Raw genomic sequence first — 24,070 nt, forward strand, 5'->3', positions numbered from 1 at the left:
CTAAGTCGCCGTTACCTAAATAACGGATATGTACACCGACAGACCGCTATCGGGGGCAAGTCGAATCGTCGCACCGCCTCTCCCACATTGGAGCAGTGTACATTCGGTCAGACCTGCTCGCCTGACACACCGCCATCGGGGGCAAGCCCCCTCCCACATTTTGATCCTCTACATGTCTAAGCGTCAGCCAGCGCCGCCCGCTCGCGAACAAACCCTTCCAACTGATCACCCGGCAGTGCCTTGCTGAAATACCAACCCTGGATAAACAACTCGGCGCCGGTTTTCAGGAAAGCCAACTGCTCGGCCGTCTCCACCCCTTCCACCACCACCCCCAGGTTGAGCGCCTCACAAAAACGCAGCATACCGGTCAATACCTGCGCGCCCTTCGGGTCGTGTTGGGCCACCACAAAGCTGCGATCAATCTTGATGAAATCCACCGGAAACTGGTGCAGGTAGCTCAACGCCGAAAAACCGGTGCCGAAGTCATCGATATACACTTTGGCCCCCATGGCTTGCAGCTTCTGGATGGTCTGGCGCGTGGCGTGGATATCACCGACCAACGCATCTTCGGTGATTTCCACCGACACCTGCCCATGGGCCTGGGCCAGAATTTCCACCAGCCGTTCACCATAGGCAGCATCGGTCAGGGTGGCGCTGGAAATATTGATGGTCATCGGCAACGCAAAGCCAAGCTTCTGCCATTTCTGGTACTGGCGAACGGCCTGTGAAGCCACCCACACGTCTACATCCGGCATCAGCCGTGCCTGGGCCAGCCATTGCAGGAACTCCCACGGCGAATGTACGACGCCCTGGGCGTCACGGGCGCGCATCAAGGCTTCGCACCCCGTGCACAGGCCGGTGCGGGTCGAGACTTGCGGCTGGAATTCCAGGTAGAACTCATAGTCACTGATTTGCTGGATACGGCTCAGTTCGCTGGCCTGACGCGCCGAGGACGTGTGGGACGCCAGCACCGGATCGGGTTCACGCAGCCGGCCCTTTTCTTCGAGACCACGAAAGGTCATGTCCAGGGACTTGAGGTACACCGTGCCACCTTCGGCCGGCTGGCGGTGGATCGCCCGCACATACGGCGCGTACACCAACGTCCCCAGGCACAGCAGAGCGATCTGCAAGGCCACTGCCGCAATATCGCCGTGAGTACTCAGGTAGGCATTGAGTAACACCGGCGCGGTGAAGGGCACGCTGGCGACCGCCGGGGACACCCAACCCAACTGGACCACCGTCAACGCCACCAGGGTGTTCAAGGCCGGCACTATCAGAAAGGGGATGAACAGGCGCGGGTTGAGGATGATCGGCAAGCCAAACAACAGCACCTCACTGACGTTGAATAGGGAAAGAGGCAGGCTGGCCATCGCTAACAGGCGCATGGAGCGGCTTTTGGAGAACAGCAGGATCGCCACCAGCAGGCACAGCGCGCCGCCCGAACCGCCGATAAACGCAAAGCTGCCCAGCAAACCGCTGTTCAACACGTATTTGATCGGCTCACCGGCGGCCAACGCGGCACTGTTCAACACCACTGCCTGGTCCAGCACATCGAACAGGGGCTGCATGGCATAGACACCATGGATGCCGAAAAACCAAAGCAGCGAGTTCATCAACGTGACAAACAGACCGCTGCCGTAGGGTGTTTCCAGCGCATCGAGTACCTGAGGCCCTTGAAGCTGTGCCACATAAGGCACCTGCAACAGCGCGGACAGCACCAGCACCAATGCCAGGGCGGTGATGGCCCCCGGTAACACCATATTGATGGCGCCCCTGAGGTTATGCCCCACCAGGTCCTCATTGACCAGCCGCGTCCAGCGATAGCGGTGCAGCCAGGCGATGGCCGGTACGTTCAACAAGGGTGAGGCAATCGCAATAAACAGTACAAAGGTGGCCGACGCCCTGGGGTATTCGCGCAGGATAAACGTCGCCACCACCACATGGGCCAGGCACAGGAATGCCACCGGCAACTGCGGCAGGCGGTGCTGGATCGCGAGCATGTAACCAATGGAAGCCGCCACCAACAGCGGAATCACCGAGCTGATCTGGTTGTGCAACCCCGAAAAAAAGCTCACCACCTGCGGGTCGAAACCCAGCACCCGAGCACATTCGGAGAGAATCAGAAAGCCAGCCGACACCAGCAGGCATGGCAGGATCCACAGCAACCCTTCGCGGATCGCACGCAATGACTCGGTACTGGCCAGGGCGGCCAGACGTTGGGTGAAGAAAAGTTTGAACAGCGTTTGCGTCATGACCCATCCCTCTGCCCATCACCCCAAACCCTGAAAGACAGGGCCGGAAACACTGGGGCTAACGCTACACGTCCTGCCACGATGAGTGAAAGCCTTTTGCCATCTACCACAGTATTTTTCAACGGCGTACGCCGAATATCCCTAAAGAATTTCCGATTATTTGAATTTTTGGCTTGGGTCAGTCCTCAAATCTGCTTCAATATGTAACTTCTGTGTCTTTTTACGCACCGACGGTGCGTTCAATCAGAGGCTTAATCGCTCAAGGAAGGTCGCCTGTGCAGGCAGCAGGTGACAGGGAGATTTTTACCATGCAAGACAAGCTTTCAACGTACGTGCACCCGCTGTTGTTCAATGTATTGCTGTGGTGTTTCGGTGTAACGCTTCTGCTGCTCAGCAAGGGCGTGATCGAACGGACGTCCGATGCGTTCAGCGAACGTTCACTGGACCTCCCCCTGGTACTGATTGCTTACCTGCTATTCTTTTTGCTCACGCCGATACGCGCGTGGGTCAACCGTCGACTGCGTAAATCCGCCCGTCGCCGTGCCGCACGCAGCGTTCCAGCGTCCAGGGCCTGACACCACTCGACCAGGAGCCAACCCTTGTCCCAGCCTGGTGAAAACCACCAACTCGCGCTGGATCGATTCCTGAGCGAACACCCCGAGGTGGTCACGGAACTCGACAGCTTGAACCCACTGGCCGCCCAGGCCAAGGGCGAAACCCAGGCCCAATACCGCGCCGAGCGCTTGCACGAGGCCTTTGAGGCGGAGGCCGAGCGCCAAGGCTTGTTTGCCTGGGAACTGACCCTCAAGCTGACCACCGACTCTATTGAAGACTTCGAAGCCCAGCGTCTTGAAGTGCACAAGGAGGTCGCCCAGATGGCGGGCCTGAGTTGGGTCGAGTATTGCCAGATTCACGACTTGCCCCGCTGACGCCGAACTACAGGAACCACCGGCGCGCTCGCCCACCCAGCGCTTCACGCAACTCCTCGACGCACAGGCTGCGACGCTCTGGGTCGGCGGCCAAGGCAGCGCGTAGTGCAGGCCAACACTGCCGAGGCCACTGTCGAGGGCACGGCAACGACTGATCAGGCTCGTGCTCGGCGGGACGTTTTCCTTGCGCCAGTTCGTACAGTACGCACGCCGCGCCATACAGATCAGTGCGCGTGGTCAAGCTCCCTCCGGCCAACAGCTCCGGGGCCGCATACGTCGGTGTCCAGGCATTCAAGCGATTGCGGTCCAGGCCCGCAAGCCCCGCTGTGCTTCGCGCCTCGGCGTGCCCCAGGCCAAAATCGAACAAACGCAACCCTTGCTCTCCCAGCATGATATTGGCCGGTTTTACATCACCGTGCAGGACCCCTTGTTGATGGCAATAGCCCAACGCATCCAGCAGTTGGCGGGCGATGGGACGCAGCTCCGGCCACGGTAGACCTTGGGGGCACTCCAGGAGTAACCGGTCCAGGGTCATACCCTGCATCCACTCCATGGTGAAGAATGCCTTTTGCTGGGCGGTGTCGACTTCGAAAGCATACAGGCGTACCACATGCTCATGCCGCAGGCTGCGGGTCAGGGCAAATTCGCTGTACAGCAAAACGTGGGCATCGGGGGAGTCAACGAACGCCTCGCCCAACAGTTTCAGCGCGACGTAGGAACAAGGGTCACCCAAGGCTTCATGCAACAGGTCGCGGGCGCGATACACCACACCCATGCCCCCCGTGCCCAATACCCGCTCAAGCTGATACCGCCCGGCAAGCAACTTCGGTATAGCGGCGGCCGCGCTCATGGCCGTACCACTACAGCGGTCAGGTCATCCTGCGCCGGCCCACGCAATACCTCGCGAATCAATCGCTCCACCACCTGACTCGGCGTCCTCTCGGCCATGGCCTGCCCTAACTGCCCATGACTGAGGCCCTGGTACAAACCGTCGCTGCACAACAAGAACACATCACCGGGACGGACGCTGAGTTCCAACACCTCAAGGCTCAACGGCTGTTGCGCGCCAATCGCACGGGTCAATGCTCGGGCGTCTGGGTGGGCCCTGGCCTGTTCCAGGCTCAGGTGCTGCTTGTCCATCAATTGTTGCAGCAGCGAGTGGTCCCGTGACAGTTGGTACAAACGCGTCCCTCGCCACAGGTAGCACCGGCTGTCTCCCGCCCAGATACAGGCCGCACGATTGCCCTGAAGCAACAGCGCAACCACGGTACTGCCCATGATGCCTGTCCGGCCCTCGCCCGGTTGCACTGCGGTATGCCCCAGACGGCTGTCGAGCGCGCGCAGACAACGCAGGACACTGTCGATGCGCTGCTCGAAGCAACCCAGCATTGGCAACGCTGCCAAGTCGTTGACCACCCACTGACTGGCTAGATCCCCGGCCTGATGGCCACCCATGCCATCCGCGACGGCCCAGCAACCACGTTGCGGGCAATCAAGAAAGGCATCCTCGTTGCGCGTACGCGTCTTGCCCCGTACGGTGCGCCCGGCGCTACGCCACACCGGCGTGATCACAACTGCTCCGGCAAGCGGAACGAGCGCCAGGCCGCCACGTTGAACGGACTGGGATTGCGCTGGCTGGTCAGCAGGTAGTTGGCCCGCAGCCCGGCAAGATCGGCCTTGATGATGTGCGCGTCACGGCCGCTGGCCGGTTCGCTGTGCATCAGGTCCAACAAACGGAACCATGACCATGCCCCATTATTTTTCTCGATCCCCAATGGACGTTCTGCGCTGCGCTCCAACACCAGGCTGCTGCGATCATCGCCGGCCTCCCGTGGCCAGTTGAAGGTCATGGGGACGACGGGCCCGTGACGGTACTCAAGCTGTTGATCGCCAATCCTCAGTGTCGCCCGGCTCGCCGCCTGGTCCAGGCTGTAGGGTGCGAGGGTGAAGCGCACCGCCCAGTCGCCCTGCTCCTCACTGAAAAAACCCTGGCGAATTACCTGGGCCTTGCCCAACTGGTCCAGCAGCGAGCGCGACATTGGGAGGCTGCGCCCATCCAGGCCGCGCAAACGATAACGTCCGCCTTCGACGCTGATGAATGAGCGTAGATAGCCCTCATAAAAGCGCGCCATCACGCCCCGGCCTTTGAAGAATTCCTGGAAATCACCCAAGGCAACGTCACTGCCCGCATGAGCATTGAACGGATACCGTCGATGGATCGCCTTGGCATAAAAGCCATGCACCTCGCTTTGGTAACGCTGGTTCACATAGCCATAGGCGTCGTCCAGCAAGAGGCGCCAACTGTCGTCTGCAATACTTTCGAGCCACCCGTTGAGCGGAAATGGCAAGCGCGTAGCGGTATCACGCAGATTGCCGAGCAACGGCTGCTGCCCGTCCATACGTGACTTGACCATCTTGAAGGCCGCTTGCTCAGGCGAACTCTCACGATTCAATGCAGCCAATTGCAGGTGCAATTCATCGAGCTGGCGTAACGCCTGAGTCAGTTCGACGCCTGGGTTCTGCTGATCGTCAAGCAACTGGTGCAGCGGTTCGAAGCGACGCTGCAATGCGCGCCTTGCGGAATCCGATGGCACCGGCCCTGGCAGTTTTTCGAGTATCAGACTGGATAACGCTGCGCTCTTTTCACCCACCGCCTGATCCAATGCATCAAGGCGATCCCGGGTCGTGAGCAAGCGGGTATTTTCGCGCACCTGCTGCAACAGCTGGACCAGCCCGGACTGGGCGGACGTCAAGCTGGCAAGCCTATCGGCACTCAGGCTCAAGCTGTCGTTTTCCTGCAGGTGGACCTGGCCGAGGGCCTGGCTCCAGGCATCGGCGTATTCACTGAAATAGCGTTGCTCCAATTCCAGCATCAGCTGGCGTAGGTCCATGTCGCTCAGATCGGCGGCCTGCCCCAGTACCCAGTTATCCTGGGCAATGGCGTTGACCAGTCGGGCCCCCTGCTTTTCGAAATACTGCACATACCTCTTGGTGTAGAACCCGGGAATAGGCGGCTCGGCGCCGGAGAATGCGCGTCCCTCGGCCAGACGCAAAGGCTCAAGGCCTTGGGCTTGTTCGCGCAACGTGCGGTAAACCACACCTGCCAGCGGCTCACCGCGCAACTCAAGCCGGGCCTGGGCAACCAGGTCGTCATTCAGCGTTGCCACGAACGGCCGTTCAAGCAGACGCACAAAATGCTCATTCAACCGCTTCTGCACCTGCGGCAAGCCGGTGTACCGCGCAGACCAATGCCCCGCCAACTGCTGGGCCAGCCAGGTACTTTCCCGGCGGTCAGGCAGGTTGAGCATCAAGTACGCACGCAGGGTTTCCAGCAGCCGATCACGGTCGCCAAGGCTGGCACGCACCTGTTCTTCGAGCAGCGTTGCCACCTGACCCAACAACTGGCGGTGCAACACGTCTTCATACGCACCAGTCAACAACGGGCGGCTCAGCTCTCCCTGGTAGAGGCCCGCTCGTTCCACCCAGCGGGCGTCCGCCTGCGCCGGGAACACTCGCGTTGCGGCGAGCCGCCGGTCCAACAGTGGCAATAACGCCAGCACCTCGTCCGAGCCTGGCAGGCCAGGCGGCAGAGGCTTGGCCAGCTCGGCCAGTTGCTCCAGCCGCTGATGGTTGACCGTATAGCTGTGCGCCCACAGCGTGCCCATCGCCCCGATGACCAGCAGCATCGTTGTCAGCAACAGTCCTTGATGACGTCGGATACGCCGCAGTTGTGGCGTATGCAGCCCTGCAAGCTCCGCCTCGGGAAACACGACGCGGCTAAACAACCCCTGAACAAAATGCGCACGCCGCCCTCCGTCCGCCGCACACGTCAGATAGAAACCGCGCAAGCCATTGATCCGCTGATAGCGGTGCGCGGAAAAGGCGGACTCTACATACAGGCACAGGTTTTCACCGATGTGTGCGACCTGGCGGGGTAATTCAAGCATCTGGCCGCGACGTTCGACATTTCGCTCCTGGTGCAAACGCTGAATCAGCTCTGCACCCAATCGTTGCAGCAGGGCCTCGAACGCGGCGCGCACATGGCTGATCTCGATCCCGCGCTTGCCCGTCACCAGAGACTCACCCAACACCGCTTGCGCACTGTCGACCTGGGGTCCATCGAAGAACTCGGTAAACCCCTTCAATCGGTCAGCCTGAGTCAGTACGAGGTAGACCGGTACGTCGGCATGCAGCGTCTGCTGGATATCCTGCAAGCGGTTATGGACGTGACGCGCATGCAAGACCAGGTCATGCTCATTCATGCTCATGAGCGCATCTATCGATAACGTCACGACGACGCCGTTGAGCGGGCGCGTTCGCCGCCTCGACTTGAGCAGGCCCAGCAACGTCGACCAACCTGCTGCGTCCACGGCGCTATCGGGTTGTTCCAGGTATCGCCCTGCCGTCTCGACCACAACCGCCTCGTCAGCGAAATACCAGTCACAGTATGACGTTGCGCCGGATGGCTGCGCGTCGCTTCGATCCAGCGGGAACGGTAACCCACCTGCAGCCAACAGCTGAGTCTTGCCACTGCCCTGCTGGCCGATCACCAGGTACCACGGCAATTCATTGCGCCAGCGTTCGCTGTGGTCGCCATAACGCCGGGTGCTTTTCAATGTTTGCAGCGCTTCCCTGAAGCGCCCGCGCACCTGCTTGCGTTCATCCTCCACGAAGCCTTGATGTTGCAGGCGTGCCTGGTTTTCTGGTTGATTGAGCCGCGCGACACGCCCCCCATTCACGATCACCATCGCCAGCCCCCACATCAGAAACAGGCCGCTGATCGTCACCAAGCGCTCCGGTGCCCCCTGCCAAAACCGATGCTCATCCACCGCCAGCAACGGCCCGTAGAACCACACAAGCGCCGCACCGGCCAACACCAGTAAAAGGCTCCATACCCAGGGCTTGCACAGCACCGCGCCGACGCTCTTGAAAAAGGCCTTCATTCATCGCTCCCACGGGTGCAGAGGCGACCGAACAGGCTCCGGTGCCAAGGTTTGAAAAGCGTGCAGCGCCGCCCTACGCTCGTTACCCAACACCCAGGCAAGTCCTGAGTAGATCATCGTCAAGCAGACCAACCCCAGGACGCAGACCCGGGTCGCGGAAATCACCCGCAAGCGTGAAGGCCGCGCGGGACTCGACGCCGGCGGCATAGTGACCGCAAGGTTATCCCCGCGGACATGCCGGATCTGCCGGTACAACGCGTCACGTACCGTTTCAAGCTGCACCCCGCCCCGCTCCATCACCCGGTATTTACCTTCGAATCCCATCGACAGGCACAGGTACATCAGCTCCAGCATCGACAGGTGCTTGACGGGGTCGCGGGATAAACGCTCCAGCAACTGGAAAAACTTTTCACCGCCGAAGGTTTCGTTGTGAAAGCGGCTCAACAGGCTTGTCCTGGACCAGTCGCTGCGACTGCCCCAGGAGGTCGTGGTGACCGCTTCGTCAATGGCGCTGCACAGTACGTAACGCGCCGACATCACCTGACTGCTGTCCACCTCAAGATGCAGGGCATGGGCTTCAAATGCGGTGATCGCCGATGACAATCGATCATTGAGCGCTTGCAGCGTCTCCCGACCCGCGCTGTGCTTGAGCTGGGCCACGTGGGACAACAGTTCCCAGGCTGCATCCACCAGTGCGTTAGGTCCCAGGTTGAAGCTCATTGCACCCTGCAAGCGTGCGGTGTAGATCATCCGGTCTTCCAATTGCTCGAAACGCGGTGGCGACGGACAATCCGTCACTGCGCCCTGGGCGGGACCGCGCCCTTCATGGTCGAGCAGCACGGTCTTTTCGTCCTGTGGGTATTCACTGTCCATGGTCATGGCGTTCAGTTCCTGATAGCCCAGAAGTTGAGTTCCAGCTCGGCAAACTCACCGCTCGCGTGAAAAGCGAAACCGCCGGATTGCTCCAGCTGGCTGATGTCGCGGGCGCTGAGTTCAAGCATGAAATAGGTTTTGCCGGCGTGGAGCGGAATCTGGCGCGGCGCCACTGGTAGAGGCTGCAGCTTGATGCCAGCCAACTGCAGGTTGACCAGTTCTCGAATGCGCTCCACCGGCCCGATCTTGAGGTGCGCCGGCAGGCGGTGGCGCAGTTCCTCCGAGTCGCACTGGGCGCTGGCAGCCAGGATGAACGTCGCACAGCCGAGCAATTTGTGTTCACTCGTCGGGCAGACCAGCACCCCATACTGACGCGGCTGCAACACAAGCTCGATGGCGTGTTGCTCCAGAACCCGCGACAACAGCATGCGAATGCGCTCCATCAGGCCACGAAAGCTTGCGCCCTGGTCACGGTGCTGATAATCCACGTCCACGTGTGCGCGCTTGCTATCGATGGCGAACGTGGACAACTCACCGATCAGTGACAACAGCGCCTGAAACACGGCCTCGGGACGCACCTGAGGCTGGCTTAGGTAATGTCGCAACACCAACTCTGTACGATTGATCAGTTGCAACATCAGGAAGTCGCCGATCTGCGCTCCCGCGGAGGTGTCATTGCCCTGGACCCGTGCAGCGATTGCATCGCCCCGGGTAGCGAGCAGGCTGATCACCTCCTTGATACACGAACGCAGGTAACCGGTCTCCTGCAGGTAAATGAATGTCGGGACAAAATCCGCGTCCAGCTTCACGCCCCCATCGTTGGTCGAGTCCATGATCTGGGTGACTTGTAATTTCACATACAGCGCATCGTTGGCTTGCTCACCCAACAGCAGGTGTAGATCCGGACGCGCGCAATTGATCTGGCAGCGTGAATCCGCCCCCGTGTTGGAGTCACCGACGTCAGTCGGGCAGACGACATAACGCGCCAGTACGTCGCTGTGTGCTTGTGCGCGCGTTTCAATCTGGTTGCCGATCGCCAGGGGTAGCGCCAGGTAGACCGGCTGCCTGCCAACGTTGGCAGGCACTTGCAGCACCAGCGGTGCCATCGCACCGCTTAACTCGAACAGGCTGCCGTCCGGCAACACACCACTGGCCTGATTAACGACGATCTTGCCGAGGTTGAGGTACTGCACGTCGACGTCCAGGGTCAGGAAGCCCCAGGCATCCCTGCTCAGTAAACGCGTACGGTTGAGCTGCTGATGGTAGTAGCGGTCGCTTTGTTGCAAATGCTGTGGCCGCAGCAGCATGCCTTCCTGCCAGATGACTTTGTAGGTATGCATCTCAATCCTCCGCTGCGCTGGCACGGGGTTGGTTAACGCGGATACCGGTGTGGTCCAGTACCAGTTCGGCACGCGTCAATTGCCGATGGGGCACCGGCAGCACCACTCGCCATTGCACATGAGGCAGGTCGCGATAGGCCGCCAACACCCCTACGTACCGGCTCTGCGGCGCGATATTGAGCTTGAGCTTCAGTTGCTCGCCGGGGCGCAGCTCCAACTCTTCGTCGGCCACCCAGTCCTTGGGCAAGGCGTGTTCGCCACGACCGTAAAGGCTGAAGAAGTCGGCATTTTCAAAAGCCACGGGGTGTCGCAACTCAAGCAACTGCACCACCACGGGGGACGGACGACCATGCCCGTCGGGGTTGACCTCATCGCTGGCGGTCAATGTCAGGTCCAGCTTGGTCAAGGTGGAGAAAGGCGAAACGCTGCTGCAGCCGGCCAACAGGGCCAGCATGATCAGCATCGCGGTCACACAGGATCGAGGCATGAACGTCATCCAGAGCAGGTGGCATGCAGGGTGCAGACCAGGCGCACTTGCTCCTGGTACGCGTGGGAAAAATCTTCTCGAATCAACCGATCCGCCATGCGGTTCCTGTCGACCAGTTGCTGATAATGGCGTTGATACGCCCGCCAACGGGTGCCGTCGGTGGAGAACCTGGAGGGCTTGCCGTCTCGCTCGAAACACAGCAACAGATGATCGGGCGCAAACCCTGCCAGCGCGCTTCGTACCACCGCCCGGCTCGCCACAACCAGAGCCAATTGGTGAACTTGCAAGTCCCGGCAGGCGTGGGCAATTGCCAACTCGGCAGACAACGGCTGAGCTTCGTCGCCCCCCAACAGTGCCGCCAGGGCTGACTGGCCGTCGGCCCAATTGCTCAACGCGTTATGCTCTTTCGCCGTCGTGGACGCACAGCCCAGGCTCAACTCACTGTTCAATTCGTCGCGGGTGCGCAAACCTTGCTGCAGGCCGTCGATTGCTTGCCTCAGCAGGCCTGCGACCTTGACCGCCAGCCTCTCGCGACCGAGCGTGTCGAGGGCCTCCAGGGAAACCCCCAGCGCCTCCCCGAACTGCAACCAGAACTGCTCGTCTGTGGCAGGCGAGACCTTCTCAGGCGCAGGTGTCCTGACTGTTTGAACGGGCTCAGCCCACTGCGGCACGATCCAATGATCCCGCTCGGCCGCACCGTGATCTATCGGCTGACTCGTTCCTTGCACGCGACTATTGAGCGCTGCCAGTTCGACGCATGACTCACTGCGTCGTTGCGCGTTATCCAGAGCATGCACAGGATCAAGGCCCAGGAAGCTATCGTCGGGAATCAGGGGATCAAGGAAGACCGTTTGCCGATCCTGCCCCTTCAAGCGAGCTCGAATGCTCACCGATCCCAGCACATAAATATCACCGTCGCGGATCTGCCTCGCCAGCCCCTTGCGCAGTCGCTCGGGACTGCCCGATACACCGATTCCGTTGCTGCTGATATCGGCCAAGTAGTACTGGCCATCACGATAACTGACTAAGCCGTGATGACTGGACATCAAGCGAAGCGGGTCGGCGATGACCCAGTCACATGCCGCACCGCGACCGATCACGCCACCGACGCTATCAAACGTCTTGCAGGCGCGAGACTCACCCAGTCCGGTATCACACACCTCAAACACTAACTGCATAACAAGGCTCCGTTGGTCACTGCCCGCGACGGCTCGACAGGGGATCTCCCAGCGGGCGGTAATCGGCATCATCAAAGACATAATTGGCGGTACAACCACCGAGCAAACACAGGGCAAGCACCAGGGCTTGCCACGGACGAAAAACCATCAGGTATCTCCCAGGAAAATAAAGCGCCCGCACGTGGCCATTCAGCCTTCCTCTAGGGCATTGCCAGCGGGGATTTTCAAGCGCGCAAGACGGTAGAGCAGCGTGCGACGGGCCACACCCAGCTCGCGCGCGGTACGGGTCCGATTACCGCGGTTCTTGTGCAGGCAGTCGATCAGAAATACCCGCTCCACCCGCTCCAGGCGTTGACGCAACGTTGCATCCACTTCTGTGGCGTCGGGGACGGGTGACAAGGGCAGGTGCGCCGGAAGAATTACGTTGTCGTCACACAGCAGCACGGCACGTTCCACCAGGCATTTGAGCTCCCGGACGTTGCCGGGAAAACCGTAGCTCGACAGTTGGTCAAGGGCGGCGCTTGACCATTCCACAGCCCCTCGATTCAGGGCGGCACACGCCTGCGTGGCAAAGTCCCGCGCCAACAGCAACACGTCCCCTTCCCGTTCCCGCAGGGCAGGTAACTCGATGGGAAATTGCGCCAGGCGGTAATACAAGTCTTCACGAAAGCGGCCCTGGGCGACCATCGCGCTCAGGTCTCGATGGGTCGCAGCAATAATCCGCACATCAACTTTGTGGGCCGCACTCGCCCCTAGCGGACGCACCTCGCCTTCTTGCAACACGCGCAACAACTTGGCTTGCAACGACAAGGGCATATCGCCAATTTCGTCGAGCAGCAACGTGCCGCCATGTGCTGCATCGAATAACCCGGCATGGTGACGTTCAGCACCAGTGAAGGCCCCTTTGCGGTAGCCGAACAGTTCACTTTCCAGCAGCCCTTCCGGAAACGCCGCACAATTCTGCACCACGAAGGCTTTGCCGCTGCGCGGGCCGGAAAAGTGGATGGCACGCGCCACGACTTCTTTGCCTGTACCGGTCTCGCCGCGCAGCAGCACCGTGTAGGTGGTGTTCTTCACCTTTTCGATCAGCCGGCAGGTTGCATCCATGGCCACACTGTTACCGACCAGCCCAACCTTCTTGCGGGTGACAGAGTCATCGCGCTTCGCCGGGGCGCTCGATGGCATAGAACAGGTGCTCCGTATCAGCGCCCGTTGATTCAAGGCAAAACTGCCCAATTGCGCCAATGAAGACTCCCAGCCCAGCAACGGCCTCAAGCGCTGACTGGCACAGAGCAACACACCGGCAATGGTCATGTGCCGGCTGATCAACGGCACGCACACCAGCGAATGCCAAGGCAGATTCGTCACAGGCAAGAACTCGCGCTCGTAAACGCTGTTTGCCACATTGTCCAGGCTCAACGCACGGTTATGGCTGATAACAAAATGCAGCAACTGTTCGTGTTGAAAATCGGCGCCGGAAAGTCCCCCTCCGGGCAACGCCGCCCCCGGTAAATACTGGGCGATCAGTTCAAGTCGTCCGCTATTCTCATCACGCCAATACAGCTGACTGAGTTCGCACTGGCTAAGCTGGGCTGCTGCCGTTGTGCACCGTTGAGCCACGGTGACCGCATCGTCATCAAGGCCAAGGCGAATGATCCAGCCGAGCAACGTCTCGGCGCACATCGGTGCGTCAGGCAAGTGGGTAAACCGGGGCTCTGTCATGGGCGACACTCACAGACGGGCTGCCCATCAACGTCAAGGTAGGCATGCGCGTAGGCCAAGGTCTCGCCGACGGCCATCGCCTTGAGCAAGCGGTCGACCACGGGTGGCAGCAGACACCTCTCGATCCATTGATCGACGTAGCGTGCACCGCTGTCGCCATGGGCACATTGCTCGGCCATCTGCGTGGCCAACTCGGGCGTATAACTGAACACCACATTGCGCCGCCGCAAGCGATGCCCAAAACGCTCAAGCTTGAGCGTGACCAGCGCGTACAACGTTTCGCCCGTGATCGGGTAGTACGGCACCACTTGCATCCGTGCCAGCAATGCCGGTTTGAAATGGGCGCGCAGAAACGGGTTGATCGCCTCTTGTACCGCCTGGACAGATGGGCGCTGGTCGCCTGCGCATAATTCGCCAATCTGCTGGCTGCCCAGGTTGGACGTCATCAGGATCAGCGTATTACGGAAATCGATTTCCCGACCTTCGCCATCATTGGCCAGGCCCTTGTCGAAGATCTGATAGAACAGGCTCAGCATCTCCGGGTCGGCTTTTTCAATCTCGTCGAGCAACACCACCGAGTACGGTCGTTGCCGGACGGCTTCCGTCAACACTCCGCCTTCGCCATAGCCGATATAACCTGGCGGCGCACCAATCAGCCGGGAGAGCGAATGTTTCTCCTGGAATTCCGACATGTTCAGCGTGGTGACAAAACGCTCACCGCCATACAGCAGCTCACCCAGCGCCAATGCGGTTTCGGTCTTGCCCACGCCGCTTGGGCCCACCAGTAGAAATACACCCACCGGTGCGTCAACCTTGTTGAGCCCGGCAGCGACCGCCCGCTGGTTACGATCAAGAGCCTGCACAGCATGCTCTTGACCGAGGATGCGTGAACCCAATGCATCGGCAAAACCCATGACGCTTTCGCTGTGTTCATGAGCCAGTTGCTTGACCGGAATGCCGGTCCAGGCGCTGACAATTTCTGCCACCAGCCGGGGACAGACCTCAAGGCTGACCAGTGGCTGCACTGCATGCTGAGCGAGGAACATTCCTCGCTGTACAGCCAAGGCATGTTCCAGGGCTTCGACGCCCTGCCCTGCAAGACGAGCGTCATCCAATTGCCGACGCGCCTCAAGCACCTGCTCTGCGAGCCCGCGCTGCTCAAGCCAGGCACCTTCAAGGTGTTTTCGCTCACACTCAACGGACTCCAGGCGCATATCCAACCTGTGCAAGGCCTGCTCGTCCACCGCCAACCCAGCCTCCCTGTCGCGCTGCAACGCTTGCCGCTGTCGTAGGCCTTCGGCCTGTTCGGCATACAGGTTCTGCAAGACTCGCGGTGCGGTCACACGGCTGATCTGCGCGCGGGCACAGGCTGTGTCCAGCACGTCTACCGCCTTGTCGGGCAATTGACGCCCTGCCAGGTAGCGTGCGCTCATCTGCACCGCTGCAACCACGGCATCGTCGCGCACGTACACGCCGTGACTGGCTTCATACACCGGGGCCAGGCCGCGCAGGATCGCCACGGCCTGTTCGACACTGGGTTCGGCCACTCGAACGGGTTGGAAACGCCGCGCCAGCGCCGGGTCTTTTTCGAAGTACTGCTTGTATTCCGACCAGGTTGTGGCGGCGATGGTGCGCAGCTCACCACGGGCCAGGGCGGGTTTAAGCAAGTTGGCGGCATCGGACCCACCCGCCTGGCCACCCGTGCCCACCAGGGTGTGCGCCTCGTCGACAAACAGGATCACCGGCTTCGGCGAGGCATTGACTTCATCCATCACGCCTTTGAGCCGCCGCTCGAACTCGCCCTTGATACTGGCCCCAGCCTGTAGCAGGCCCATGTCCAGCGACAACAGGTGTACATGCTCTAGCGACTCCGGCACCTGTGAGCTGGCGATGCGTAATGCCAAGCCCTCGACAATCGAGGTCTTACCCACCCCGGCTTCACCGACCAGAATCGGATTGTTCTTGCGTCGGCGTACAAGAATGTCGATCAATTGGGCAATCTCGGCGTCGCGGCACAACACCGGGTCGATCTGCCCTTCGCGGGCCTGACGTGTCAGATCATGGGTAAAGCGCGCCAGCAGCGATTCACCGCTCGGCACCTCGGCACTTAGCGGGGCCTGACTCAATACAAACTCACGTACAGCCTGCGCATCCAATCGGCTGATCAACCGCTGGTAGCCATTGCCAGCGTGAAGGGATGGCTGGCTCAACAGCGCGAGCAATAAGGCACCATGATCGACCTCGGTTTGTCGCAGTTCCAGGTGGGCAACCATCAAGGCCTGTTGCAGCCACTGCACCAGCGCCTGGGCGAACACCGGGTTACGCGACGCGCTCGCCTCACTCTTGGGTTGCAAGGCGGCTTGCAGCTCGCCGACATCGATATCCGCAGCCGCCACCGCCCGGGCCAGGAGGCCGTCGTGATAGTCCAGCAGCGTCAACAGCAAATCTTCGACCAACACTTCGCGCCCGCCACGCAATACACAACGTTCTGCCGAGCGTTCAAGGTCGCGACGAGCCCTGTGGGTCAATGTCTGGATAAGTTGTTGCAGGTCTACGTTCATCATCGTCATTCGTCCCTATTGAGCATGGCTGGCCACAACGACCGCACCATCGGCACATTCATGCATCAGCCAACTCGTCCACCCCAGGCGACAGTGGTTGTGTTCGCCAATGTGAAACGGCCGGATTTCCTCCTTCGCCAACACCAGGCGCACGTCATACTCCAGTGGGTCACGCGCGGTCAGCCGGACCAGGGAGCACAGCGCCTGGAACGCCACGCCGGTCGGCAGGAAATCGTGGAACCGCTGCCACGCCAAGCCCGGTATATGCACTCTGAACTTGCCGCTTCGGTCAGCCACTCGATGCCCCAGCACCTGGTCATGACTCAGTTGGCTATTCACAATCCCCAGCCGGTTGCGCTGCTCGGGCGCAATGACCACCGTGCGCTCGACCCATTGCTCGATAAACAAGCCGTCGTGCTTGAAGTAGTAACGCAGCACCGTTTCGATCAAGGCCGCCGAGTGTGCCCGCAGACTCAGCAGCCCCAGGTAGGGCAACAAACGCTTGCAGTCCAATTGCGTCGCATCGCGCAAATGCGGGCTACCCAAGCCGATCAAGGCAAACATCTGCGCAGAGAAGGTATCGCCGCCCCCCGACCGGAAACACGTGCGATAGCGGTACTTGCGCCAGATCGGCAACATCAGCCGTTGCAGGCGATGGTGAAACAGGTCGAGAAAATCCCGTGTCGGATTTGCGCCCGTACCGTCGCCGAGGGCTTGCTCGGCGTAAAACGCCGGCAACGGAGAACCCGCGCCACACAGGCCCAGCACATTGACGCGAAGGCGCGCGCGCCATTGGTCTTGTTCAACAAAAAACTCCACTCGGTCGATGTCATGCCCTGGAAAACCGAGACCTGGGTTGGCCTGGAATTCCAGCTGTTCATACAACGCGTCGTCATCCAGAAACGGATGGGCTTCACGCAGACGATTGATCACCTGCAAAATCGCCTGAAACAGCGAATATTCGCGAATGACCCGGGATAAATCGGTCAAAGCAGGGGCTGCTGGCCCATCCGGGGTGGCCATAGATACACGTCTCCTTGTGTGCTGATGACTCGTAGTTCGTGATAAGCGTTGAGGCTGGCATACAGCGCGAAGAACTCATTGAGGACAGACGCGAACACAAACACTTCGCCCTGGCCGAGGAAGCCCTGACTATCGACGGTCAAGTCGACACGCACGCCGCGAAACGGCAGGCCGCGGTATAAACGGTCAACTCCCGCATGGCTGATCGAGAGCAATGCATCCAGCCGTCGTCGCCCGACCTTTTGCGCCTGCCGGTCGTGAAAACCGGGCAAGTCATAGGTTTCCAGGATCACTTTCAAAGCATTGATGTCGCTCAACGACAGGTAGTTGAGCGACATGTTGCTGATCAGGCGCCAGAGAAATCCCTGGTCCAGGGGCGGTGTAAAGCTGGCGGTCGGTGTGCTGATGTTGCGAAATGACAACCCCTGCGGTGTTTGCTCGCAGGGTTGATTGATCGCTCCTGGGGGCAGCTGCCCTGGCAGGTTGTGATTGGTACAGGTCAATTCAATTGACAGCGTCTCCGAGGCGGGCCCGAGGCCATTGCCAAACCCTAGCCACGTCTCCAGGCCGTCCTGTTGCGCCGACAGGCGCTGGCGAATGCTGTAGCTGGGCGTCTGCGCCAACAGCCCCGCGTCGCCTTGATGTTCAAAGGATTCGAACGGCACGTACGTCCGGTACCCCAGCCCACCGGGGCGCCAGCCCGTGACACTGTCCACGGAAAACACACAGGCATGCCCACGCGCATATTCCCCAGGCACCAACAGGTATTCATCCTGCTTGCCATCCAGGCGAATCGGTACCGCGTCAAGCGTGAACAGATTGACAATCGGCGTGCAGTACAGCTTTACGTTGTCCAGCGTGGGCCGCACGGATTCATCCCGTTGCGTGCGCAACTCGAAGCGCAATGTCACACCGCAGACGTGCTCAAGCCGTTCGGCAGGCAGCCGCTGCAAGGCACTTAACCCCCTCACATCGACAAAAAGGTATTTCTCGGGGAACGCAAAGTACTCTTGCAAGAGGCGATAGCCGCGAAACGTATTCATCGGGTAAGGGATCAGCGCATGCTCCTCGCAGAAACCCACTGGCTGCACCTGATCTGCCTCCAGCCGCAACGACAAGGGCTGCCCATCGATCCCGCTGACCGGCAGCCCATCCCGGTCGAATGGCAGTAGTTCGATGCCCTCAAGATGGCGCAACAAGCTCAGGTACAACCCTTGGCTGATGTAACGGTCGCCCGCCAAATGCAGCCTCAGATGCTCAAACGTGCATTCGCCGAAACGCCCTCCGTCGCTCATCTCCAAGCGCAGGCTCAAAAACGTGCGATCACCCTGGATGCTGTACTCCAGGGCGCTCAGTTGCAGTGGCAAGACCTGGGTGGTGTAACAGGTACGGAAACGGCATCGCTCATCATTGATCGCTGTACTTTCGACCGGTGTGTCCCTCCCCACTGTTATGCCAGACCCGGCATGCTTCAACGGTTCGAACTGCAACATGCTGAACGCCGGCATCGGTCGCATGTAGTTGGGCCAAAGCAGGTGCATCAGCGAATGGGTGAGTTCCGGCAGCTCGTCATCCAGTTTCTGGCGCAGGCGACCGGTGAGAAACGCAAAGCCCTCGAGTAACCGTTCAACGTCAGGGTCCTGACCGGGCTCCGCAAGAAATGGCGCAAGCGCGGGGTTGCGCTCGGAAAAGCGCCGCCCCAACTGCCGCAGCGCGCCAAGCTCGCTTTGGTAATACCGGTTAAAGGACATCGGGCAAGACCTCGATGCGGCCGGCATCACCCAGCCTTGCGATGAAAACGACCGGCTGTACGACCCCATCGGCCGTCAACACGCCCTCAATGGCAAACGCCAGGGCCAGAGGATCCTGGTCCCGAGGCAACATCCGCACCTGCACATCTTTTAAACGTGGCTCGTAGGCCCGAATGAAGCGCTCGATCAGCAGGCGCGATTGACTCAATGATTCGTGCAAGCTTTGGCTCATGTCATTGAGATCGGGCAAGCCATAGTCCGGCAATGTCTGCGCGCTGCCGGCACGGGTACTGAGCATCTTGCCAAGATGAGCTGCGATGGATGCAGCCCGCCCTCCTGGCGTCGCCAACGGCCGTTCAAGACGCTCGAACAGGCTGGAGTGTTGGGCGCCCACTTGACTGGTGCTCATTCTTTATCAAGCTTGCCGACGAGGGATAAGGTGAAGTCCGCCCCCATGTACTTGAAGTGCGGGCGTACGCTTAGATTGATGCGGTACCACCCTGGCTCGCCATCGACGTCACTGACAACAATTCGGGCGGCCCGCAGCGGGCGTCGGCCACGCACTTCGGCACTGGGGTTTTCCTGGTCGGCGACGTACTGGCGAATCCATTTGTTGAGTTCCAGTTCCAGGTCGGTACGTTCCTTCCACGATCCCAGCTGCTCGCGCTGCAACACTTTGAGGTAATGAGCCAGCCGGTTGACCACCATCATGTAGGGCAACTGCGTGCCCAGCCGGTAGTTCAATTCAGCGGCCTTACCCTCGGCACTGATGCCAAAGTGCTTGGGCTTCTGCACAGAGCTGGCCGAAAAAAACGCAGCATTGTCACTGCCTTTACGCATCGTCAGGGCGATAAAGCCCTCTTGGGCCAACTCATACTCGCGACGGTCGGACACCAATACTTCAGTGGGAATCTTGGTTTCGATTTCGCCCATGCTGTGGAAGTGATGCAACGGCAGATCTTCCACCGCGCCGCCGCTTTGTGGACCAATGATGTTCGGGCACCAGCGAAACCGCGCGAAGCTGTCAGTCAAGCGCGTGGCAAAGGCATAGGCGGTGTTGCCCCACAGGTAGTGTTCGTGGCTGCTCACCACGTTCTCCTGGTAAGCAAAGGTCTTGACCGGAGATTCAGTGGGGTCGTAAGGCGTGCGCAACAGAAAGCGCGGCACTGTCAGCGCTACGTAGCGGGAATCTTCGCTCTGGCGGAAGCTTTGCCATTTGGCAAACTGCGGGCCCTCAAAATGGTCCTTGAGGTCCTTGAGATCTGGCAGACCGGTGAAACTTTCCAGCCCGAAGAACGCTGGTCCGGCAGCAGCTATAAAAGGCGCATGGGCCATGCAGGCTACGCTTGCGGCGTACTGCATCAGTTTGACATCCGGTGCGCTGGGCGAGAGGAAGTAGTTGGTAACGATTGCGCCAACAGGTTCACCACCAAACTGGCCGTATTCAGCACTGTAGATATGTTTGTACAGCCCGGACTGCGTGACCTCCGGCGAGTCTTCGAAGTCATCCAACAAATCCTGCCGGGAAACATTCAACAGCTCGATCTTGATGTTTTCACGGAAGTTAGTGCGGTCGACCAACAGCTGCAGGCCCCTCCATGAGGCCTCCAGCGCCTGGAAATCCGGGTGGTGCAGGATCTCATCCATCTGTTGGCCGAGCTTGAAGTCGATCTCGGCAATCATCCGGTCCACCAGACGTTTCTTGACGGGCTCGCCACTGTTCTGCGGTTTGATCAGTTCTGCAATGAACGCCGATACGCCACGCTTGGCAATGCCATAAGCCTCGTCGTCCGCACTCAGCAGGGTCTGGGCGACAATGTTGTCGAGGATGCTGTATTCAGCAGTGGTTTGGGCAACAGTCGAAGGGTGTTGGAGAGTCATGGCATCAGTGTCCTTTTACTGAAAGTTGTCAGGCGGTTTGGTTGCTCAGCCCCAGCTCCGCCAATACACGGGCGCGGGATTCTTCATCGGCCAGCGCGTGCTCGATGGCTTGGCGAAAACTCGGGGTGTTGCCCAGCGGCCCTTTAAGAGCCATCAACGCTTCACGCAGCGCCATCAACTTGTGCAGCTCGGGAATCTGCTCAACCAGGTTGGCCGGGTTGAAATCTTTCATGGAGTTGATGCGCACCCGGATCCCCAGTTCTTCAACGTCAGCGCCCTCCTGGAGGCGATTGGGCACACTCATCGTCAGGCTCAACGCTTGCTTGGCGAGCACGTCATCAAAGGTGTTCTGGTTGATGCCAATGGGCTTGCGATCCTCCAACTTGCGCGCATCTTCACGCTGGGTGAAATCCCCCAGCACCAGCAACTTCAGCGGCAGCTCGACCTCCTCCTGCGCCCCGCCCACAGCGGGTTTGAAGGTGATATTGATACGTTCCTTGGGTGCTACCGACCCTTCTTTGGCCATGGTGTTTCTCCTTTATTCAAGTGGCTGGAAAGCCTATTCAAGTACCGCTTCCAGATCAGAGCAGCACAGCCTGCGATGGGTGTCTTCCTTGCGCTCGCGCACGGCATGGCTTTGTGGCAACAGGTCGCAGCAGCGATGCAACAGCTGTGTCACTTGCAAGGCCAGCTCAGGTTCCCAGCGGTCCAGGCCCGCACGTTGCAATTCGTTGTCGAGGTGTTCGAGCTGGATCTTCGCCAGCTCATGCTTGCCTGCCTGCATACACAGCCGAGCCAGGGCCAGACGCCAATAAAAACGCGCCCGGTCACCCCGGGTGGCGTGCATGCCTTGCTTGAGCTCATGCACCGCGGCCTTCAGGCCTTCCTGGCGCAGCTTGGGTGCCACATTCAATAAGGCAGCTTCCCAGGGCTCGGCATTTACAGGGCTCGCCACCGGAAGCGCCTCGGCAACCCGCAAATGCGGAGTGACGTGCTGTGCAATCCAGTCGCGGGTGGTGCTGTCGGCAAACGCGGTACCGTCATGGAAGCGGAACTGGGGCAGGTTCGGCAGGCGTTTCAGCAACAACGCAAAGGCCACCTCCAGCTCGGTCATGGCCTCCGTGGCCTGCAGCGCTTCCAGGCAATGCCAGACCATGCGTACCCCATCGAACCAGAACATGGCGACCGCGAGGCTGGTTTCGAGCTCGACAATCAGGTCGGCGTAATGACCCTGCGCGAAGCGCTCCTGATACCGCGCGAGTTTGTCCGGGGCCGGGCCGCGCAACGCAGTGGTTCGCTCACCATCGGCGTCCGGGTAGCTGACTAGGGGCAGCCATGCGAGCGTCCGATTCAGGCGCAGCGCCCGCAGGTCCGTGGCGTTCTGACGCAACCACCAGGCTGACAGCGGGCGGCCTTGCTCCTGCAAGTCGCGCAGCAGCCGATGCGCATCCTTCTCACTGTCCACCACCCTCTCCGGCGTCAACAACTGGGTCGTCACTTGCTTGACCTGGGCAATCACACCGCTCACACCCACCGCCGCTTGATCGTCTTGCGCGGCACGCTCCAATCGTTGCGCCAGGAGCCGGCGTGTGGGCAGCAACAGGGGCGCGTCGTCACCCAGGCACTTGGCCCACAGTTCGTCGAGGCGCACCAAATGCCCAAGTAACGCGTTAAACAGAGGCTGCTGATGCTGTAGCGAAAGGTGCTGCGCGAACAGCGGCTCCAAGCGCATCACCAGCCAACCGAGGGCGGCCCCGCGAGTGCGCGCTTTTTCGGGGTACACCGCAGACCAGTGATGCTCGCAGAGATGATCGATCACCCCCAGGCCTGCCAGCAGCCCGGAGAAGGATTCGCGCTGATGCAATGCCCAGGTCAGCCACACCGCCACCCGCAGGTCTTTCGATTGCTGGCGTAACAGGCCCTCACTGACCTCCACGATCTTTTGCCAGTCCGGCTGCGCGCTACCGTGAATCGATTGCGCCTTCCCCAGCTCCACCTCCAGGCTTTCATACTCACTGGAGAAGCGCATATCACTGCCGGCAAAACTTGTTTGCGAACAGGGCGTGCGTGCAAGTTCAAGGTAATAAGCGCACAGCTTTTCCGAGTAATCCATTTGTGGCTTCACACGACTATTCAAGGCAGGACAGACCCACTTAGCGCATTAACTTACGCATCAGATCGGCGTTCAGTCTTCGTAAACTTAATCACGAAGCCTGCAAACCATAGCCACGCAAAAAACATTCAGCAAGCATCGAAATTGTAATTAAGGAAGTTCCTACAACCCCCTTAGAAATAAGGACATGCGCATAAATTTGCGCAACCTTATTTGGATTTTACAGCTGCACTTCAATACCCCTTCAACGATAACAACATGATAATCATGGGCAGATATATGCGCACTTGTGCGCAACATGTTCTGCACATTTACGCACCCAACACACTGCTGAACTTCCGACAGCACACCGGCAACTACGTCATTCCCCCGCCCGCATTGGCCCGCACTCTTTCAGGCACGCTTTTTGTTATAGGCATTACCCTGACCGACACGCTTGTCGGCAGGAACGACCTATTCATTCAGGCAAGGAAACCAGTCATGCCAACACCCGCATATCTTTCCGTCACGGGCGTCAAACAAGGTTTGATGACTGCCGGCACATTCACTCAGGATTCGGTAGGCAACATTTACCAGGAGGGCCATGAAGACCAGATTCTGGTCCAGGCATTCTCCCATCAGGTCATCATTCCCCGTGACCCACAGTCCGGCCAGCCAACGGGCCAGCGGGTACATAGACCGCTGATGATCAGTAAGGTCTTCGATAAGTCCTCGCCCTTGCTGTTCAGTGCGTTGACCAGCGGTGAAGAAGTCAGCTGTCGGCTGGAGTGGTTCCGCACGTCGTCAGCCGGAACCCAGGAGCACTATTTCACGATAGAGCTTGAGGGCGCGACCATCGTAGACATCCAGTCACGCATGCCAAATTGCCAGGACCCGAACAACGCCCACTTCACCCACCTGGAGGATGTGCACTTCACTTATCGCAAAGTGGTATGGACCCATGAGGTGTCCGGCACCTCCGGCTCCGACGACTGGCGCAGTCCCGTCGCCGGATAAGTCGGGCTGACACGGAACGGC

The 24,070-nt window shown here is 59.9% G+C and carries 20 protein-coding genes; 3 read left to right on the forward strand and 17 right to left on the reverse strand.

Annotation, left to right across the window (positions count from 1 at the left end; genetic code table 11):
- Nucleotides 1–176: 176 nt before the first annotated feature.
- Nucleotides 177–2,252 (reverse strand): PTS sugar transporter subunit IIC/EAL domain-containing protein, encoded by a 2,076-nt coding sequence (locus DYL61_RS25105; protein WP_135310575.1) that lies wholly within the window; start codon nucleotides 2,250–2,252, stop codon nucleotides 177–179.
- A gap of 308 nt (nucleotides 2,253–2,560) precedes the next feature.
- Between DYL61_RS25105 and DYL61_RS25110 the strand changes: the two genes are divergently transcribed.
- Together DYL61_RS25110 and DYL61_RS25115 are read left to right on the forward strand one after the other, a co-directional pair.
- Nucleotides 2,561–2,827, forward strand: coding sequence for a hypothetical protein (locus DYL61_RS25110; protein WP_135310576.1), 267 nt, complete (start codon nucleotides 2,561–2,563; stop codon nucleotides 2,825–2,827).
- A gap of 24 nt (nucleotides 2,828–2,851) precedes the next feature.
- Nucleotides 2,852–3,181, forward strand: coding sequence for a DUF6388 family protein (locus DYL61_RS25115; RefSeq protein WP_135310577.1), 330 nt, complete (start codon nucleotides 2,852–2,854; stop codon nucleotides 3,179–3,181).
- 7 nt (nucleotides 3,182–3,188) lie between these two features.
- Here DYL61_RS25115 and DYL61_RS25120 read toward each other — a convergent pair whose 3' ends face one another.
- From DYL61_RS25120 to tssA, 16 genes are read right to left on the reverse strand one after another with little or no spacing between them, the layout of a single operon-like run.
- Entirely contained in the window at nucleotides 3,189–4,031 is an 843-nt protein-coding gene (locus DYL61_RS25120) for a serine/threonine-protein kinase (protein WP_135310578.1), read from the reverse strand.
- Complete coding sequence (locus DYL61_RS25125) at nucleotides 4,028–4,753, reverse strand: PP2C family protein-serine/threonine phosphatase (protein WP_238704604.1); 726 nt, start codon at nucleotides 4,751–4,753, stop codon at nucleotides 4,028–4,030. The genes DYL61_RS25120 and DYL61_RS25125 overlap by 4 nt, the downstream gene beginning before the upstream one ends.
- Entirely contained in the window at nucleotides 4,750–8,124 is a 3,375-nt protein-coding gene (gene tssM, locus DYL61_RS25130; RefSeq protein ID WP_135310580.1) for a type VI secretion system membrane subunit TssM, read from the reverse strand. The genes DYL61_RS25125 and tssM overlap by 4 nt, the downstream gene beginning before the upstream one ends.
- On the reverse strand, nucleotides 8,125–9,003 hold the full coding sequence (gene icmH, locus DYL61_RS25135; protein WP_135310581.1) for a type IVB secretion system protein IcmH/DotU: 879 nt from the start codon (nucleotides 9,001–9,003) through the stop codon (nucleotides 8,125–8,127).
- 5 nt (nucleotides 9,004–9,008) lie between these two features.
- Nucleotides 9,009–10,337, reverse strand: a complete 1,329-nt coding sequence (gene tssK, locus DYL61_RS25140; RefSeq protein WP_135310582.1) for a type VI secretion system baseplate subunit TssK — start codon at nucleotides 10,335–10,337, stop codon at nucleotides 9,009–9,011.
- Between the two features lies 1 nt (nucleotide 10,338).
- Nucleotides 10,339–10,824, reverse strand: coding sequence for a type VI secretion system lipoprotein TssJ (tssJ, locus tag DYL61_RS25145; RefSeq protein WP_135310583.1), 486 nt, complete (start codon nucleotides 10,822–10,824; stop codon nucleotides 10,339–10,341).
- 5 nt (nucleotides 10,825–10,829) lie between these two features.
- Nucleotides 10,830–12,002 carry a type VI secretion system-associated FHA domain protein TagH gene (tagH, locus tag DYL61_RS25150; RefSeq protein ID WP_135310584.1) on the reverse strand — a complete coding sequence of 391 codons (1,173 nt, stop codon included), beginning with the start codon at nucleotides 12,000–12,002 and terminating at the stop codon, nucleotides 10,830–10,832.
- Between the two features lie 16 nt (nucleotides 12,003–12,018).
- Nucleotides 12,019–12,150, reverse strand: a complete 132-nt coding sequence (locus tag DYL61_RS25155; protein ID WP_135310585.1) for a type VI secretion protein — start codon at nucleotides 12,148–12,150, stop codon at nucleotides 12,019–12,021.
- A gap of 41 nt (nucleotides 12,151–12,191) precedes the next feature.
- On the reverse strand, nucleotides 12,192–13,724 hold the full coding sequence (locus DYL61_RS25160; RefSeq protein ID WP_135310586.1) for a sigma-54 interaction domain-containing protein: 1,533 nt from the start codon (nucleotides 13,722–13,724) through the stop codon (nucleotides 12,192–12,194).
- Entirely contained in the window at nucleotides 13,721–16,288 is a 2,568-nt protein-coding gene (gene tssH, locus DYL61_RS25165) for a type VI secretion system ATPase TssH (RefSeq protein ID WP_135310587.1), read from the reverse strand. The genes DYL61_RS25160 and tssH overlap by 4 nt, the downstream gene beginning before the upstream one ends.
- A gap of 12 nt (nucleotides 16,289–16,300) precedes the next feature.
- Entirely contained in the window at nucleotides 16,301–17,308 is a 1,008-nt protein-coding gene (gene tssG / locus DYL61_RS25170) for a type VI secretion system baseplate subunit TssG (RefSeq protein ID WP_135310588.1), read from the reverse strand.
- Nucleotides 17,272–19,059, reverse strand: a complete 1,788-nt coding sequence (tssF, locus tag DYL61_RS25175) for a type VI secretion system baseplate subunit TssF (RefSeq protein WP_135310589.1) — start codon at nucleotides 19,057–19,059, stop codon at nucleotides 17,272–17,274. The genes tssG and tssF overlap by 37 nt, the downstream gene beginning before the upstream one ends.
- Nucleotides 19,049–19,468: a type VI secretion system baseplate subunit TssE gene (gene tssE / locus DYL61_RS25180; protein ID WP_135310590.1), complete on the reverse strand. Its 420-nt coding sequence runs from the start codon at nucleotides 19,466–19,468 to the stop codon at nucleotides 19,049–19,051. Before tssE ends, tssF begins: the two co-directional genes overlap by 11 nt.
- Complete coding sequence (tssC, locus tag DYL61_RS25185) at nucleotides 19,465–20,940, reverse strand: type VI secretion system contractile sheath large subunit (RefSeq protein WP_135310591.1); 1,476 nt, start codon at nucleotides 20,938–20,940, stop codon at nucleotides 19,465–19,467. Before tssC ends, tssE begins: the two co-directional genes overlap by 4 nt.
- A 28-nt stretch (nucleotides 20,941–20,968) precedes the next feature.
- The gene (gene tssB, locus DYL61_RS25190) at nucleotides 20,969–21,466 is read right to left on the reverse strand and encodes a type VI secretion system contractile sheath small subunit (RefSeq protein ID WP_135310592.1); all 498 of its coding nucleotides are present in this window, start codon (nucleotides 21,464–21,466) and stop codon (nucleotides 20,969–20,971) included.
- 33 nt (nucleotides 21,467–21,499) lie between these two features.
- Nucleotides 21,500–23,053, reverse strand: coding sequence for a type VI secretion system protein TssA (gene tssA / locus DYL61_RS25195; protein ID WP_135310593.1), 1,554 nt, complete (start codon nucleotides 23,051–23,053; stop codon nucleotides 21,500–21,502).
- A 480-nt stretch (nucleotides 23,054–23,533) separates the two neighbouring features.
- On the opposite strand from tssA, the gene DYL61_RS25200 reads away from it, so the two are divergent.
- On the forward strand, nucleotides 23,534–24,049 hold the full coding sequence (locus DYL61_RS25200) for an Hcp family type VI secretion system effector (protein WP_135310594.1): 516 nt from the start codon (nucleotides 23,534–23,536) through the stop codon (nucleotides 24,047–24,049).
- Nucleotides 24,050–24,070 lie beyond the last annotated feature (21 nt).

The sequence above is a fragment of the Pseudomonas nabeulensis genome, assembly GCF_004682045.1.
In the GTDB taxonomy this organism is placed as follows: domain Bacteria; phylum Pseudomonadota; class Gammaproteobacteria; order Pseudomonadales; family Pseudomonadaceae; genus Aquipseudomonas; species Aquipseudomonas nabeulensis.

Coding starts and splice junctions, on each gene's coding strand:
- DYL61_RS25105 (WP_135310575.1), bottom strand. CDS start 2,252: ATGACGCAAACGCTGTTCAAACTTTTCTTCACCCAACGTCTGGCCGCC.
- DYL61_RS25110 (WP_135310576.1), top strand. CDS start 2,561: ATGCAAGACAAGCTTTCAACGTACGTGCACCCGCTGTTGTTCAATGTA.
- DYL61_RS25120 (WP_135310578.1), bottom strand. CDS start 4,031: ATGAGCGCGGCCGCCGCTATACCGAAGTTGCTTGCCGGGCGGTATCAG.
- tssM (WP_135310580.1), bottom strand. CDS start 8,124: ATGAAGGCCTTTTTCAAGAGCGTCGGCGCGGTGCTGTGCAAGCCCTGG.
- icmH (WP_135310581.1), bottom strand. CDS start 9,003: ATGACCATGGACAGTGAATACCCACAGGACGAAAAGACCGTGCTGCTC.
- tssK (WP_135310582.1), bottom strand. CDS start 10,337: ATGCATACCTACAAAGTCATCTGGCAGGAAGGCATGCTGCTGCGGCCA.
- tssJ (WP_135310583.1), bottom strand. CDS start 10,824: ATGCCTCGATCCTGTGTGACCGCGATGCTGATCATGCTGGCCCTGTTG.
- tagH (WP_135310584.1), bottom strand. CDS start 12,002: ATGCAGTTAGTGTTTGAGGTGTGTGATACCGGACTGGGTGAGTCTCGC.
- DYL61_RS25155 (WP_135310585.1), bottom strand. CDS start 12,150: ATGGTTTTTCGTCCGTGGCAAGCCCTGGTGCTTGCCCTGTGTTTGCTC.
- DYL61_RS25160 (WP_135310586.1), bottom strand. CDS start 13,724: ATGACAGAGCCCCGGTTTACCCACTTGCCTGACGCACCGATGTGCGCC.
- tssH (WP_135310587.1), bottom strand. CDS start 16,288: ATGATGAACGTAGACCTGCAACAACTTATCCAGACATTGACCCACAGG.
- tssG (WP_135310588.1), bottom strand. CDS start 17,308: ATGGCCACCCCGGATGGGCCAGCAGCCCCTGCTTTGACCGATTTATCC.
- tssF (WP_135310589.1), bottom strand. CDS start 19,059: ATGTCCTTTAACCGGTATTACCAAAGCGAGCTTGGCGCGCTGCGGCAG.
- tssE (WP_135310590.1), bottom strand. CDS start 19,468: ATGAGCACCAGTCAAGTGGGCGCCCAACACTCCAGCCTGTTCGAGCGT.
- tssC (WP_135310591.1), bottom strand. CDS start 20,940: ATGACTCTCCAACACCCTTCGACTGTTGCCCAAACCACTGCTGAATAC.
- tssB (WP_135310592.1), bottom strand. CDS start 21,466: ATGGCCAAAGAAGGGTCGGTAGCACCCAAGGAACGTATCAATATCACC.
- tssA (WP_135310593.1), bottom strand. CDS start 23,053: ATGGATTACTCGGAAAAGCTGTGCGCTTATTACCTTGAACTTGCACGC.
- DYL61_RS25200 (WP_135310594.1), top strand. CDS start 23,534: ATGCCAACACCCGCATATCTTTCCGTCACGGGCGTCAAACAAGGTTTG.